This is a genomic window from Agromyces excoecariae, assembly GCF_051715505.1.
Taxonomy (GTDB): domain Bacteria; phylum Actinomycetota; class Actinomycetes; order Actinomycetales; family Microbacteriaceae; genus Agromyces.
The window spans coordinates 724,612-738,673 of record NZ_JBPSLA010000001.1 but is presented as its reverse complement, the minus strand read 5'-3'; the positions used below and the strand labels follow the sequence as shown (position 1 = coordinate 738,673).

General features: G+C 67.6%; 11 protein-coding genes. 5 read left to right on the top strand and 6 right to left on the bottom strand.

Annotation, left to right across the window (positions count from 1 at the left end; translation table 11 throughout):
- Positions 1–33: 33 nt before the first annotated feature.
- The 6 genes from ACSJD1_RS03415 to ACSJD1_RS03390 all read right to left on the bottom strand — a co-directional run bounded on the left by ACSJD1_RS03415 (position 34) and on the right by ACSJD1_RS03390 (position 8,400).
- Positions 34–633, bottom strand: coding sequence for a DUF4230 domain-containing protein (locus ACSJD1_RS03415; protein ID WP_438853907.1), 600 nt, complete (start codon positions 631–633; stop codon positions 34–36).
- Positions 630–1,883: a hypothetical protein gene (locus ACSJD1_RS03410; RefSeq protein WP_438853906.1), complete on the bottom strand. Its 1,254-nt coding sequence runs from the start codon at positions 1,881–1,883 to the stop codon at positions 630–632. Before ACSJD1_RS03410 ends, ACSJD1_RS03415 begins: the two co-directional genes overlap by 4 nt.
- A 240-nt stretch (positions 1,884–2,123) precedes the next feature.
- Positions 2,124–3,554, bottom strand: coding sequence for a hypothetical protein (locus ACSJD1_RS03405; protein WP_438853905.1), 1,431 nt, complete (start codon positions 3,552–3,554; stop codon positions 2,124–2,126).
- Positions 3,551–4,741, bottom strand: coding sequence for a restriction endonuclease subunit S (locus ACSJD1_RS03400; RefSeq protein ID WP_438853904.1), 1,191 nt, complete (start codon positions 4,739–4,741; stop codon positions 3,551–3,553). The genes ACSJD1_RS03405 and ACSJD1_RS03400 overlap by 4 nt, the downstream gene beginning before the upstream one ends.
- Positions 4,734–6,359 (bottom strand): class I SAM-dependent DNA methyltransferase, encoded by a 1,626-nt coding sequence (locus tag ACSJD1_RS03395; RefSeq protein ID WP_438853903.1) that lies wholly within the window; start codon positions 6,357–6,359, stop codon positions 4,734–4,736. The genes ACSJD1_RS03400 and ACSJD1_RS03395 overlap by 8 nt, the downstream gene beginning before the upstream one ends.
- Positions 6,343–8,400 carry a hypothetical protein gene (locus ACSJD1_RS03390; RefSeq protein ID WP_438853902.1) on the bottom strand — a complete coding sequence of 686 codons (2,058 nt, stop codon included), beginning with the start codon at positions 8,398–8,400 and terminating at the stop codon, positions 6,343–6,345. Before ACSJD1_RS03390 ends, ACSJD1_RS03395 begins: the two co-directional genes overlap by 17 nt.
- A gap of 184 nt (positions 8,401–8,584) precedes the next feature.
- On the opposite strand from ACSJD1_RS03390, the gene ACSJD1_RS03385 reads away from it, so the two are divergent.
- From ACSJD1_RS03385 to ACSJD1_RS03365, 5 genes are all read left to right on the top strand, one after another.
- On the top strand, positions 8,585–8,866 hold the full coding sequence (locus tag ACSJD1_RS03385; protein WP_438853901.1) for a DUF3892 domain-containing protein: 282 nt from the start codon (positions 8,585–8,587) through the stop codon (positions 8,864–8,866).
- A gap of 7 nt (positions 8,867–8,873) precedes the next feature.
- Positions 8,874–9,380, top strand: a complete 507-nt coding sequence (locus ACSJD1_RS03380; protein ID WP_438853900.1) for a hypothetical protein — start codon at positions 8,874–8,876, stop codon at positions 9,378–9,380.
- A gap of 40 nt (positions 9,381–9,420) precedes the next feature.
- Positions 9,421–9,972 carry a hypothetical protein gene (locus ACSJD1_RS03375; protein ID WP_438853899.1) on the top strand — a complete coding sequence of 184 codons (552 nt, stop codon included), beginning with the start codon at positions 9,421–9,423 and terminating at the stop codon, positions 9,970–9,972.
- Positions 9,973–10,125: 153 nt separating this feature from the next.
- The gene (locus ACSJD1_RS03370) at positions 10,126–12,954 is read left to right on the top strand and encodes an AAA family ATPase (protein WP_438853898.1); all 2,829 of its coding nucleotides are present in this window, start codon (positions 10,126–10,128) and stop codon (positions 12,952–12,954) included.
- On the top strand, positions 12,944–14,056 hold the full coding sequence (locus tag ACSJD1_RS03365; protein WP_438853897.1) for a hypothetical protein: 1,113 nt from the start codon (positions 12,944–12,946) through the stop codon (positions 14,054–14,056). The genes ACSJD1_RS03370 and ACSJD1_RS03365 overlap by 11 nt, the downstream gene beginning before the upstream one ends.
- Positions 14,057–14,062: the final 6 nt, after the last annotated feature.

Sequence of the window (14,062 nt, the reverse complement as noted above, 5' to 3'; positions counted from 1 at the left end):
CGGGGGACCGGGACGCGCTGATAACCCCCTTCATCACTCAAAGGTGGCATGGATGCCGAGGGAGCCGAACATGCCACTGAGCATGTCCCGCGTGTTCTGAGCCGCTCGATCTCTGAGTTCCGATTCCTCGGCAGCTGCCGCGAGTTTCGTCTCAGCGAGCGAATAGAACTGCGAGTGCTGGGGCACGTCGATTGCGTCGGCGATACTCGCCAGCACACCCCGCTGCTGCTCGAACACGTACGAGCGGTCGCTGTCCAGGTTCGGCTCAGCGAGCTGGGGCTCGGGTAGCCGAACTGTCACGGACGTTCCGTCTTGGGACAGCTTTAGGTCGTCGCCGGAGAGACCGGAGAAGTCGACGTAAGCATCCACGGTGCCAGCCGCGACGAAGAGCGTGCGCCGTCCGGCGATGGCGTCGGGTAGCCATTCGACGTCTTCCTCGACATCGAGGACGATCTCGAAGTTGCCGGCTGCGGCGTGATACTCGCTCATGTCCTGGATCGACTTCAGGAGGGCGGGCTGGCTCCGATCGGTGTGACGCAATTGAAACGGGTCAAAGCCGACCACGTTCGCGGCGCCAAGCCCGGCGAGAGCAAGAGCGGCGCCGACCACTACCAGCGCAATTCCCTTGATCACGACTGCTCGCGCTGTTCGCTGTCGCCGCGCCGACGCAGCGCGCCCTCAGCTACCTTCAACGCCACCTTGTCTGACAGCGAACGGGCCTTGACGATGCCCTCGCTGCCAAAGCGGCCGATGACGCCGACACCTTCGGCACCGGTCTCGACGGCCTTGTCGCGCACGTCAACGATCGCGGACTTCCAACCTTTGGCTTCGACCGTCTCCCGCTCGCTCTCGATCCCGAGCCGGCCCTGGAAGTCGAGGACGCCGATCGCGATCTGGTTTCCCGTCGTCACGACCTTGCGTGAGTTGAACGGGTTGAGGAGCACCTGGTTGCTCGTGTTGGCGGTGGCCGCTGCGGCATCCATGCGTGCTAGCAGCTGCCGTGTGGTGGTCGCGATGACGTTCAGCCGGTTCTGGCGAGCCGTCCTGAGGGCGATCCGATGCCGGTCCAGCTCTTCGGGAGCGGCATCCAGCACTCGATCCAGCTCGAGGATGCCGAGTCCGTCCTGCAGCCGGAAGCACTGCGCGAGGACGGCGAGCCACTCGCGCACGGACGGCTCGGCTGCAGCGATCGCCTCGGCCAGATCGTCGACCTTGGACGTCTTCTCGAGCTTCTCGGCGATCGCGTCGAGTGCACGCAGCGCGTACGCCTGGGTGCGAGCGATCGTCATGGACGTCCCTTGGACCTTCGACCAGGTCACCTCGGAGACCCGCCCGACCTGTTCGCGGATCGTGAGGGCCTCCTCGATGGCGAGGTCGACACCGATCATGTCGGCGAGCACCGCGTCCTTCTGGGCGCGAAGCACATCGTCGAGCTTCGCGTCTATCTTGGCGAGGTAATCGGTGATCTCGTCCATCGCCTGCTGCATCGCAAGCTGTGCCATGATCCCGGCGGCGCCGGTGAGGATCGCCGGGTTCGTCAGCAGTGCGCCGGGTCCCTTGACGATCTCGAGGATGCCGGTGATCTTGCCGTTCTTCGTAATCACTGCGCGGCCGACGCCAGCCGAGGAGCCCTTCATCAGCTCCCCGGCCTTGAGTGTCTTCGCCGATTTCTCGGTCAGCTTCACCCAACGCCCCGCGTTCGCCGCGATCTCTGCGCCGGCCTGGGTGGCAGCGGCCGCATTGCCGACTGCCGGACTAAGCCGCGCCAGCCCGAGTTCTCGCGATGGCAGTCCCTCGGAGGTGAGGAAGCGCTCGACCACCTTCGGTTCGCCGATGACGGCGACACCGTCGCCGTCACTGATCAGCTGAATCTCGTCGGTCATCGTTCGGCTCCTGTCAGGTGGGGGCGAAGTCGAAGGGATCCCAGACTTGGCAGCAGCGCGCTGGACTTGTTCGGCATTGAACTCTCATTCGGGTCGCAGGGTCCATTCAGTATCACCGGGACGCGGGCGCGTGACGAGAACGGCCAGCAGCCCCGTTCAGGGGGTTGCGCGGTCGCCATCGTCCCACGCTGTCGACGGACGAGGACGCAGCCGCGCCTGTCGTGGGGGTACACGACACGCTCAGGAGGCGCTGACACGGCGACTCAGGAGCGAGGCCGTCGTCTTCGCCAACACTGTGACGCGCTGGCGCTTCAGGAGGGGCATGCCGGCCGGCCCGGACTCGTGCTCGTCGATCCAGATGCGGCGGTGTTCGGCGTGCGCCGGGTACCACTGGTTTCGAGGGTGCGCACGTACCGTCCACCGGTGGTCCGGCGGCCGCGGCTCGGAGGTCCGCGACGCCCTGGTGCTCGACCCGCTTGGACCGGGTGCGTACACGAGCACGACGTCATCCCCCGCCGGACGGGATCGCCGGCTCTCCCCCATCGGCTCCGGAGATCGATTGGTGCGTCTGCTATCGCGATGAGGCGTCGCGGGCGATCCCGGGCGTGCGGCCAACAGGTGAAGCAATCGCACGGCGGAGTCCGGCTCTCCCGCCGAAGAGCTCCACCGTTCGATGCGGATCGATGTCGGCTTGCCTGGCTTATGGGTGAACTCAAGCCGGAGCTTCTCGCGGGTGAGGATCACGGCGTCGGTACGCCCGTCGAGCGTTGACCACGCGACGATGCGCGTAGGTATGGCATCCCCGGCTTCAGACCGGCGAGGTTCAACAACCGCTATCCCATCCTCATGCGGGAGCGTGAAATCACCACTGATCGTTCCTCCCGCAGCACGCGCGAGGAAGTCGGATGCCGCAGCCGACGCCTCCGCCGTGACGAAGACGGAGTTCCGGCTGGCCACGGCACGCTCGATGATGGTCGCCGCCCTGATCCTGATAGGGAAGTCGGCACCGCGGCGCGGCAGCCCGCGACAGAGCAGGCGCAGGTCGCCGTCGGGGTGGAAGACACCGTGGATTCGGGCGTACTCAGCCAAAAGCGGCCCGACGGTCCCGCCGGCGAGGAATCCATCTCCTTCGTCGTGCAGCCGCGCGTGCGCCTCGAGCACCGGGCGAGCCGCACGGACGAGCGCGACCGACGCATCGGCGAGCGCCGGCACCGACGTGCGCCCCGTGGGGATCGAGTCGAACCGCGCCGCGGCGTCCGCAACGTTCTGGGCCGCCGACGAGATGTCCGGCACCGTGACGACCAGCATGTCCTCCGAGTGTCCGCTCGGCCGGGTTCCCTGCTTCGATGCCAGACGTTGCTCCGTGCGAAGCGCGTTCGTGCCGGCGAGGAGCGCATCGAGCACCGTCTCCGGGGAGCGGCGATCACCGACCCGCCGCGCAAGCGCTTGGGGGGTCAATCGGCCGGGCGACGTTTCCCGGCGCATGCTGTCGCGACACATCGCAGCAAGATGAGCGGATGTCTCGGGCATACCCGCCCGCGTCCAATCACGACGCTCGGCCGACGTGAACCCGTGCCGCTCCCAGTCGTCGTCCTCGCGGGCGACGACTTCCCGGCGGATGAGCGCCGCCCTCGCTTCGGGGTGAAGCTCTGGCGGCGCGATCACCGTCACGAGAGCACTTCCGGTCGCGCAGCGTCGACGTCGCGTACGCGAAGCTCGCCGGACATCAGCGGCGGGAGGAGCGTGTCTCGGGTGGCTGCGAGCGCCCGGTTCTCCAGATCAGCGGCGGTGGCGATAGCAAGGATCGGCGAGACGATCTCACCGAAGTCACTGAGGTCCTCGGCGCCGAGCATCGGGACCTCCAGATCCACGACGTCACCTTTCGAGACGTGCTGCTGGGCAGCACCGGTGGCTCGCTTCAACAGATCCGGAATCGACGCCCGGATGGCGAAGTGCAGCCAATCTGTGAGCGCGGAAGTGCTGGCCCAGACACCAACGAGCGATTGGTTCCCACACGCCTCAATCTCGAGCCGGGCGACCTGACCCAGGGTGGCGCCCGTAATGGCAATGAGCGTCGACCCGACCGGCATCATCTTCGCAGCCGAGTTGGCGAGTGCCTCATGGGTGACGTACTCGGACGGCGTGACGATCCGGTCTTCATTGGCTTTGCCAGAGTTCAGCCATGGGATCGTGCCGCCCGTCCAGTACTCGGGCCGTGCACGCGAAGGCGTGCCGCCTAGAACTATCGTGGAAATCTCGCCCAGTGGGCGCACCGATGACCGAGACCGGTATGTTTCGAACCATTGGTCAGCGAGCGTCCACGCGGTGGCGGCGAGCCTCGTGTTGGCGGCGATTTTATCGTCGAACGCGCCGAGGACCTGCGCGATCGCACGCTGCTCGGTCAGCTCCGGCAGGGTGATCTCCCATTCAGGCATTGAGATCAGAGGGATGCGATTAACCGTTGCGCCGTGGATGGTGTGCTGCTCGATCAGGCGTTGGAATCCGGGGCTTAGGTACAGATAGAGCAGGAACGCCGGATCAACGACCGCGCGATTTGGCCGAATGAGCGCCATGCGCCGACCCAGGCACGCACGGACTCCTTCGGGCATGAGCGCCGCCTCCCCAAGGCGGGTTTCATATGAGAAGAGCAGATCGCCGCCCTGCGGCGTGACTCGCTTAGTCCACCTCTCGAAGTCTGACTCTGAAACGTGATCCGACTGTGCGAGGTCAAGTTGGCCGCGGTTCAGGCTGGAGATGTTGAGAAAGTAAGGTCCCTCGGAGATTCGCGTCGGGGTCGCATGAGGCCCGTCGAAGAGTTTGCCGATCGCCTTCAGCTGAATACGATTGCGATCAGACATTTACACGTCCCAGCTGGTCCCTCACGACGCTCGCAAGTCGTTCAGATTCGGCGAGCTGCGTAAGCAGTTCAGCCTTTAGTCGGGCGAGTTTCTCATGAACGGGTTCCCCGTCGTGCTGGGCGTCTGCCGCGCCGACGTATCGGCCAGGTGTCAGTGCGTAGCCGGCCGCCTTGATCTCTTCGAGGGTAGCGGAATAGCAGAAACCGGCTTCATCGATGTAGGCGGGCAGCGCGGCATCCGTCGCCGACTTCGTGCCGCGCCACGCGTGGAAGGTGTTCGCGATCTTCGCGATGTCGTCGTCACTGAGTGCACGCTCAGCTCGGTCGACCATGTGACCGAGGTTGCGGGCGTCGATGAAGAGAACCTGGCCGGTGCGGTCGATCGAGCCGCCGGGGCCGGCGGTCTTGTCCTTGGCGAAGAACCAGACGCACACGGGAATGCCGGTCGATCGGAAGAGCTGAGTCGGCAGCGCGACCATGCACGAGACGAGGTCGGCCTCGACGATCTGCGCGCGGATCTGGCCCTCGCCTCCGGAGTTCGACGACATCGATCCGTTCGCCATCACGACGCCGGCCTGGCCGCCCGGCGCGAGCTTCGAGAGGATGTGCTGGATCCACGCGTAGTTCGCGTTACCGGTGGGCGGCACTCCGTAGCGCCAGCGCGGGTCCTGCTCGTTGCGGGCCCAGTCCTTGATGTTGAACGGCGGGTTCGCCATCACGTAGTCGGCCTGCAGGTCCGGATGCAAGTCGCGCGCGAAGGTGTCGTTCCATCGCGGGCCGAGGTTGGCGTTCAGGCCGTGGATGGCGAGGTTCATCTTCGCCATCCGCCAAGTGCGCTCGTTAAGCTCCTGCCCGTACACCGAGATGTCGCTGCCCTCGCGGTCGTGCGCCTCGAGGAACTTCTCGGCCTGCACGAACATGCCGCCCGAGCCGCAGCACGGGTCGTAGACGCGCCCGCTCGTCGGCTCGAGCATCTCGACGAGCACCCGCACCACGCCGGCGGGCGTATAGAACTCCCCGCCCCGCTTCCCCTCGGCGGCGGCGAACTTCTCGAGGAAGTACTCGTACACCTCGCCCAGCAGGTCGCGGGCGCGCTTCGCCCCGTCGCCGGTGAACCGTGCCGAGTTGAGCAGGTCCATCAGCTCGCCGAGTCGGCGCTGGTCAACGTTGTCGCGGTTGAAGATGCGCGGCAGGGTCGCCGCGAGTGACGGGTTCGCCGTCATGATCGCGTCCATCGCCTCGTCGACGAGCTGGCCGATCGACTTCGCCGGCTCGCCGCCCATCGCGGGCAGGCCCTTCGCGTTCTCGGCGAGGAAGCCCCAGCGCGCGGAGTCCGGAACCCAGAACACCCCGCGACCCGTGTACTCGTCGATATCGTCGATGAGCTGCGCGACCTGCTCGTCGTTCATGCCGTCGGCGCGCAGCTCGGCCGCGATCTGCTCGCGGCGCTCGTCGAACGCGTCGCTGACGTACTTCAGGAACACCAGCCCGAGGATCACGTCCTTGTACTGCGACGCGTCCATCGAGCCGCGCAGCTTGTCGGCGGCCTTCCAGAGCGTGTCCTTCAGCTCCTTCATCGTTGAGGGGGCCGCCGGTGCGGCCTTAGTCCTCGGGGGCATGCATGTCTCCTTCGGGTTCGGTGATCTTGAGCGTTCCGGCGGTGGTTCCCGCCACGATGAGGTGCTCGAGTTCGTCGAGCTTGGCCAAGCGCGCACGCAGCTCGGTACGGGTGCGACGGAGGTCCGCGATCGCCTCGGCCACGGGTGCGCGCTGGTCGGTCGCGACGCGACGCGCGACCCAGGTCCGCCACGGCGTGCCCGGGGCGCTGCGGGCGATGTCAGTAGCGAGGATGTCCGGGACGAGCCCTGCGTCGTCGTTGCGATTGATCCGCAGCACGCGGGCGGGCGCCATCACGACCGACGCCCCCTCGTGGTCGACCCACGCAGTCGGCGCGTTGGCGGTCACGAACACGACGTCGCCCGGCTCGGTGAGCCGCCCGGACGGATATGTCGCCGCGAACTGCAGTCGATCGACCCGGCGCTCACCCGGTGTGCGCAGGCCGCGCACCTCATCCGGCCCGATGACGGCAAAGCCCGAGTCCGCCGTGATGTCCGCTTCGTCAAGGCGTGAGCCGGCGACGTAGCGGACATGTCGGTCTCGCGCGAGTTCCCCGAGCGTCGCGGCGGGCACGCGCGCCGTTTCCTTGGCCGAGGCGAATCGACGGATCGAGGCCGGGACCGTGTCGCCGCCGAGGTCGGCCGTGAGGGCATCGAGGCGAGCGGATGCCTCGGCATCCGCCCGGCTGCGCTCCGGCGCGTGCTTGAGTGACGCACCATCATCCAGCAGTGAACCCGAGCGAGCAAGCACCCGGCTCGTCAGCACGATGCGAGTGAACGTGAATCCGTGGGCGCGCAGCGAATCGCGGTCCCCCATGGCCGCGGCGAGGTCGCCGACCAGGTCGCCGCGCACGGTAGGCGAGAGGTCGAATGCCGACAGGTCCGAGAGCATGGTCCATCGTTCGGCGATCGCGACTCGTTCATGTGCCGGGCCGAGCACCCACAGCGCGAGGTGCTGGCGCGGCGCCGACTGCAGGAGCCCAGCGGGGAGTCGGACGATGGCCCGCACCCGTCCCGTGCGGAGCAGCGCCGAGCGGGCCGCCGCGGCCTCGGCATCGAGGCCGCCGTCGACGAGTACCGACGCAGGCCCGAGCACGACCGCCCGCTGCGAATCATCCATCTGCACCGCGATCTGGTCGATCGACGCGAGGATGTCGCTCGGCGCGGGGTTCGTCGCCTCCGGTGACGGGTACTGCGCGACGTGCACCACCGGACCGCTCGCCTCGAAGCCGCCCGCTTCGTCCACTTCCATCGCGGTCCGTGGCACGCCGTGCGCCAGCAGCCGGCGGCGCAGGAGACGAGCAGCGGCCGTGTCCCGGTCTGCGCTGCGCATGATCGGTTCCGCCACGTCGGTCAGTCGGTCGGCGATCTCCACCAGGCGATCGGCACAGACGCCGGATGGGTCCGCGAACTCGGGGGCGGTTGCATCCGCAGACGGATTCGTGAGCGCGAGCTCGATGGCGAGCTCGCTGAACAGGCTTGCGGCCGCGGAGGCAAGCTCACCGGGCGCCGCGTCTCGGCGCGAGCGGCGATGTGAGTCGAGGACGTGCTCGAACGCCGGACCGACGCCATACGCGGCCTCGACCAGGTCATCGACGTGCCGTGCCATCCGCTCTGCGTCGGAGCCGAGCGCCTCTATCTCGCGGAAGAGGAGCTCGTCGTCTGGGTCTGCCTCATCTGCCGCATCAACGAGCGCCGCCGCGTCGAATGTCGCGAGCGGAGCGCCACGGGAGGCGCGCAACCCGAGGAGCGACGTGACCGCGTCACAGTATGAGTCATCGAAGCCCGCCGGCCGGGCGAACAGTGAGACTTCCGTCGCGGCAGACGAGTTGTTGCCGTGCGCGGTGTCGGTCAGCCAGCGCACGATCTCGGATGCGTCGAAGACCTCGGTTCTGCCAGCCGAATCGATCGGGCGTGGGAACGGGTGCGGCCCAGTAGCGAAACGCTTGCGCCAGACGGAGACCACCGGGCGCTTGACGTTCGCGAGGCGAGCCACGTCGGGCAGCGTGATTCGGAGGTCGGAGGTCTGTGCAACAGTGGGCATCGGCACCTTCTCGCCTCCTCTCGCCTGCACGTTGTTGGGCTTGCCCCTCAAGGTAGCGAACTTGCGCCTGATCGCATTGTGAATTGCCGATAACCCCCCTTATCGAGTCTCCGCCCAGTCGCGAGCGCGTCTCTCCGTAACTTCGACGGCGTCAGAGTCACGCCGATCGAAGGAGCACCTCGCCATGCCGTTCATCCGTCGAGTCCGGGTCGAGTCCCCGGGCCTCCGCAGTGAGCACATCACCGCCGTCCAGTACTCGGGGAGCGCCTCTGGCCCGCTCACCGTCGCTTCAACCGAGGCGATCGCCCGGGTCATCGACGGCGGCACGACCATGTACACCCGTCACGACCAGACCGGGGAGCGCGCGCTCGTCATCACTCGCACGTCGCCGGCCGGCCGACGCCACCTGACGACCGTCGCGAACGGTCGCGAGACCGACAACCTGCTCCGCCTCCCGCGGTTCTGAGGTCGTCATGGATGCCGAAGAGAGCGAGCACGGCGACGTGTCCGGCGACATCTCGGAGCCGCCTGACGACGCCGGCGCCGCTCGCAACCGCACGCTTATCACCGTGATCGTGGCCACGGCGCTCGCGGGAGTCGCGGTCGGAGCGATCGCCACGACCGTCATCGTCCACGTCGTCGCTCCGACGCTCGCAGCCGGCGCTGGATCGCTCGGTCCCACCGTGATCGAGCGCGCCACCGCAGCCTGCGACGTCGAGTCGGACCCGTGGATCACCGTCGGCGACGAAGGCCGCAGCCTCAGCATGCAGAGCGAAGGCACCGAGAGCGACGGCGCGGCAATCGAGGACATCGCCTGCGTACTGATCGAGCTTGAGACGCCTGACAGCGTCATCAGCCGCCTCGACAGCACCCGTGCACTCGACGGTCGCCAGGACGCCGAATGGGACGACCTCGCCGCCTCGTGGGGCTACCACCCCGACAACGGCCTCGACATCGTCATCGAGACCACCTCCGAATAGTCACCGCTCCGTCTCCAACACCCACCGAAAGGAACACACCATGAACGCCCGCAACTCCATCCCCGCGCTCGCCGTCCTTGCCGCACTGACCCTCACCGGGTGCACGCAGACCGGCGGAACGACCACGTCGCTCGATGAGCCCGCGGCATCCGCACCCGCTGCCGAGCCGGCCGCCGAAGCGGCCGCCGCACCCGACATCACCCCGCTCGGCGGGACCTTCACGTACGACGACGGCGTCGCCATCACGGTCAGTGCGCCGACCCCCTACACGCCCTCCGAGTACGCCGCAGGTGCGACGCACCCGAACAACGTGACCATCACCTTCACGGTCGCGAACAACAGCGCCGAGACGCTCGAGCTGCTCTCGATGCCCGAGGTCACCTCCGGTGGTGTCGCCGGCGAGTCGATCACCGACCTGACGAACGAGTCCGTCACCCTCGAGCCCTTCGGCGGAAACGCCGACGTGCTGCCGGGCCAGACCTTCTCGTGGACGATGGCGTACTCGCTCGCCGACGCGTCGGATGTGACCGTCTCCATCTCGCCCACGGCATTCGAGCACGACACGGCCATCTTCTCGACGGCCGCCGGCTGACCGAGGCGACGGATGTCCGGGGTGCGGCGCGCACCTCGGACATCCGATCCGGGCATGCCCCCAGTTCGAGGGGCTCCCTGCAATTCACTCTCCCCATCGCCACTCATCCACTCCTAGCCTCGGAGGCGTCGCCTCCCCTACGAAGGACCAAAGATGCTCGACCTCACAGCCTGGATCGAGACCCGACTCGAATCCGATGACGCGCTCACCGACGATGAGCAGCTGCTCATCCTGGCTGCGCTCGAGGGCGACGAGGCGCTCGCCGACGTCGCGAACTACCGAGCGCCCGCGCGACAGCAGACCTCGGAAGACGACGCGCAGCCCGAGCCATCCGGCGCCTTCCTCAAGCAGATCCGTGTGCGGGGCTTCCGTGGCATCGGCGAGCAGGCTCAGCTGGACCTCCGCCCGACGCCCGGACTCACTGTCATCGCCGGCCGCAACGGGTCGGGCAAGAGCAGCTTCGCCGAGGCACTCGAGTTCGCGCTGCTGGGAACCACTGCGCGATGGCAGGAGCGACGCGGTGCCGCGTGGGATGGCGCGTGGCGGAACCTCCACGACGGCGCCCCCGCGTCCATCGAGGTGACGCTCACCGAGGAGCACGTCGGCCAGACCAGGATCGGGGTGGTGTGGGAGGCCGACGCCGCGCGCGACGCGCACACGACCTTCCTGCAGCGTCCCGGGCAGAAGCGAGAGGCCGGCCTCGCCTCGCTCGGGTGGGATGCGCCGCTGGCCACGTATCGCCCGCTGCTCACGTACGACGAGCTCGGCGCCATCCTGACCTCTGAGCCCAGCAAGCTCTACGACAAGCTGGCGAACGTGCTCGGGCTCGAGCAGCTGGCCGACGCGGTCAAGCGGCTTGAAGCGTACACGAAGCATCTCAGCCTTCCCGAGAAGGATGCGGCTGATCGCAAGCGTTCGGCAGTCGCGGCTCTCGAGTCGATTGCCGACGATGAGCGCGCCCAGGCAGCCCGCGCCGCACTCAGGAAGCGTGACCCTGACCTCGCCTCGCTTCGCGCGATCGCCACGGGAGCCTCCGAGTCGACAGACCGCTCGGGCGATCCGCTGCTCGCGGTGCTCGGGCTGCACCTCCCGTCATCCGCGGAGGTCAGCGATGCCGCCGCGCGGCTGCGTGCCGCCACGGAGCAGGCCGCCGTCGCGGGCGACGACGCATCCGCGGCACTGGCGCTCCGCGTCAACCTGCTGACGACCGCGCTGAAGCTGCACGACCATGATGGCGACGGCCCGTGCCCGGTCTGCACTGTCGGGCGAGTGGATGGCGAGTGGGCGGCGCTCGCGCGTGACGAGATCGACGGCGCGGAGGTGACGCTGGCCAACCTGCGCGCCGCAACCGACTCGCTTCGGCGAGCGCGGACGGATGCCGAGCACCTGGTCCAGGCTGTGCCCGCGGCGTTCGATCACTTCCACGAGGGCGACCTCGGCGACCTTGCCGCCCTCGCGCGCGAGGCGTGGACCGAATGGGCGACCTTACCGGCGTCGCACCTCGACCTGGCCGATCACCTCACGACGAGGCATCCGGATGTCGCTGACACGCTTGCCGAGCTGCAGCGCGCCGCGAAGCAGGTCGCCGACGCCCGCGACGACGAATGGGTGGCCGCCGCGACGCAGCTCAGCGTTTACGTCGAGGCACAGGAACGCTGGTACGCCCAGAAGGCCGGCGCGACGAGCGCCAAGCACGCGGTCAAGTGGCTGAAGGACCACGACAGCGTCCTCAAGAACGAGCGGCTCGCGCCGATCGCGGTGCAGGCGAAGGAGATCTGGTCGTACCTCCGGCAGGAGAGCAACGTCGAGATCTCGAAGCTGAAGCTCGACGGCACGAACACCCGCCGACACGTCGTCATCGAGGCATCCGTCGACGACACCGACGCGGCCGGCCTCACGGTGCTGAGCCAAGGTGAGCTCCACGCACTCGCGCTTGCGCTCTTCCTGCCGCGGGCGACCCTGCCCGAGAGCCCGTTCCGCTTCGTCGTGCTCGACGACCCAGTGCAGGCGATGGACCCGGCGAAGGTCGATGGACTCGTGCGCGTGCTCGGTAAGATCGCCGAGACCCGCCAGATCATCGTGTTCTCGCACGACGACCGCTTCGCCGCGGCCGTGCGCCGCGCGCACGTGAACGCCCAGATCCTCGAGGTCACGCGCGAGTCGGGCTCGCACGTGAGGGTGGATGTCGCGTTCGATCCGCCGCAGCGGTACCTGCGCGACGCGGCCGCTCTCCTGCGCGACGACGAGGTCCCCGACGACGTGCTGCGCAAGGTCCTTCCCGGCCTGCTGCGGTTCGCGGTCGAGGCGCAGGCGCGAGACCGCTACTTCACCGAGGCGCTCAGCACGGGGACACCGCACGCGGACATCGAGACGGCCTGGACCGAGACGAAGAGGACCTCGCAGCGCATCTCGCTCGCGCTCTACGGCGACGTCCGACCCCTCGACGGATGGATCGACAAGCGTTCGCACTACCGGAAGCCCGGGCTCGGGGTCGCCACGTCCGCTGCCCACTCGCAGCTGAACGGCGACCCGCGCAGTGCTCGAGGCCGTCGAGCGGATCGTCGAAGACATCAGGAACGGCGTGAGATGAGCGCCGAACTCGAACTGGCTCGCCGCGCGCTCAGCGGTGGCAGCCGGGTGCGTTCCCACTCCCTGCGCATGGCGTGCTGGATGTCGCGGCTCGCGCTCGAAGGCGCGATCACGTCGCTGCTCGTGGAACGGGGCATGTCGGCACCTCGCGCCAGTATGAGGTCGAAGCTCAGTGCACTCGAGGTGACCTACCGGGACGTTGACGCGACGCTCGCGCAGCGAGCGGAATACGCGTGGTCACGGCTCTCGAACGCGTCGCACTACCACGCGTTTGAACTCACGCCGAGTGCGGCGGAGGTCAGTGGTCTCGTAGAACTGGTGTCGGAACTGGAGTCGGACGCCAACGGCAGAATGGGGAATCGACATGCCAAGACGGGTCCTGATGCAGCGTGATGGCGAGACCTTCGACCTCGTCGAAGTTCCGGCACCGAACGAGCATCATCTCCAGGAGGTGCTGAAGGCGCAGCCGCAGCTCGTGCCATCCGACGATCTCGGCATCGATGGCGACTTGCTCGTGGTCGGGCGTGAAACGGCGCTTGCGTCGGGCTACATCGACCTGCTTTGCCTGTCGCGGTCCGGTGACATCGTGCTGATCGAGTTCAAGACCGGGCCGCAGAACCCAGACTTTCGGCACGCTCTGGCGCAGCTCATCGACTACGGATCCGACCTGTGGCGACTCACCGTGGAGGACTTCGATCGTGGCATCGTGCAGCGGTATCTCGCGGGCGGACATGTCGTGCCTTCGTTCCGTTCAGCAGGGACGCTCGATGAGGCGATCGCACTGACTGACTGGCAACTGACGCCCGAGGATCATGAAGCCCTGTTCGTACGACTCGCGGAGGTGCTCGATACCGGCGACTTCCATTACGTCGTTGCCGCGCAGCGGTTCACTCCCGCCATGCAGACAAGCCTCGAATACCTGAACGCCACGATGCGAGCTGGCCGGTTCTTCCTGGTTGAAGTCGTGCAGCTCCAGGGCGCGGAGCTGCTTGCCCACGCCGCGCAGGTCGTCGCGGCTCCTCCGAAGCGGACTGGCGCTGCAGCTCGGACGTCATCCGTCGGGCAAGCCGACGAATCGGCACTCCTCGCGTCATTCCCCGAGGGCGAGAGCCGAGAAGCAATGCGCGACCTGATCGCCGCGGTAACGTCGCTCGGGCTGGAGGTGAAGTGGCGCGACAAGGGCGCGTCGATCCGCTTCACCACCATCGACCGGAAGCAGCCGTTGTCGATCGGCTGGCTGCTGCCCGAGGGCAGCCATTGGTACGGCGCGAAGTTCGCCACGTTCGGCTTCGACTCCGCTTCGTTGGAGCAGACGCCGAGCGTCGACGCCGCGGTTCGGCGTTTCGCGGAGCGGCTCGCGCGCGTGCCCGGCGCAAAACCAGTTGGGACGAAGCTGAACGGCTATGTATTCGAGCCGGCCGTCCTGCCCGGCGCACTTCGAGAACTCGTCGGCGTACTCGAACGCCTCATGACCGAAATTGGTGGGGATGAGTGAGCTCAT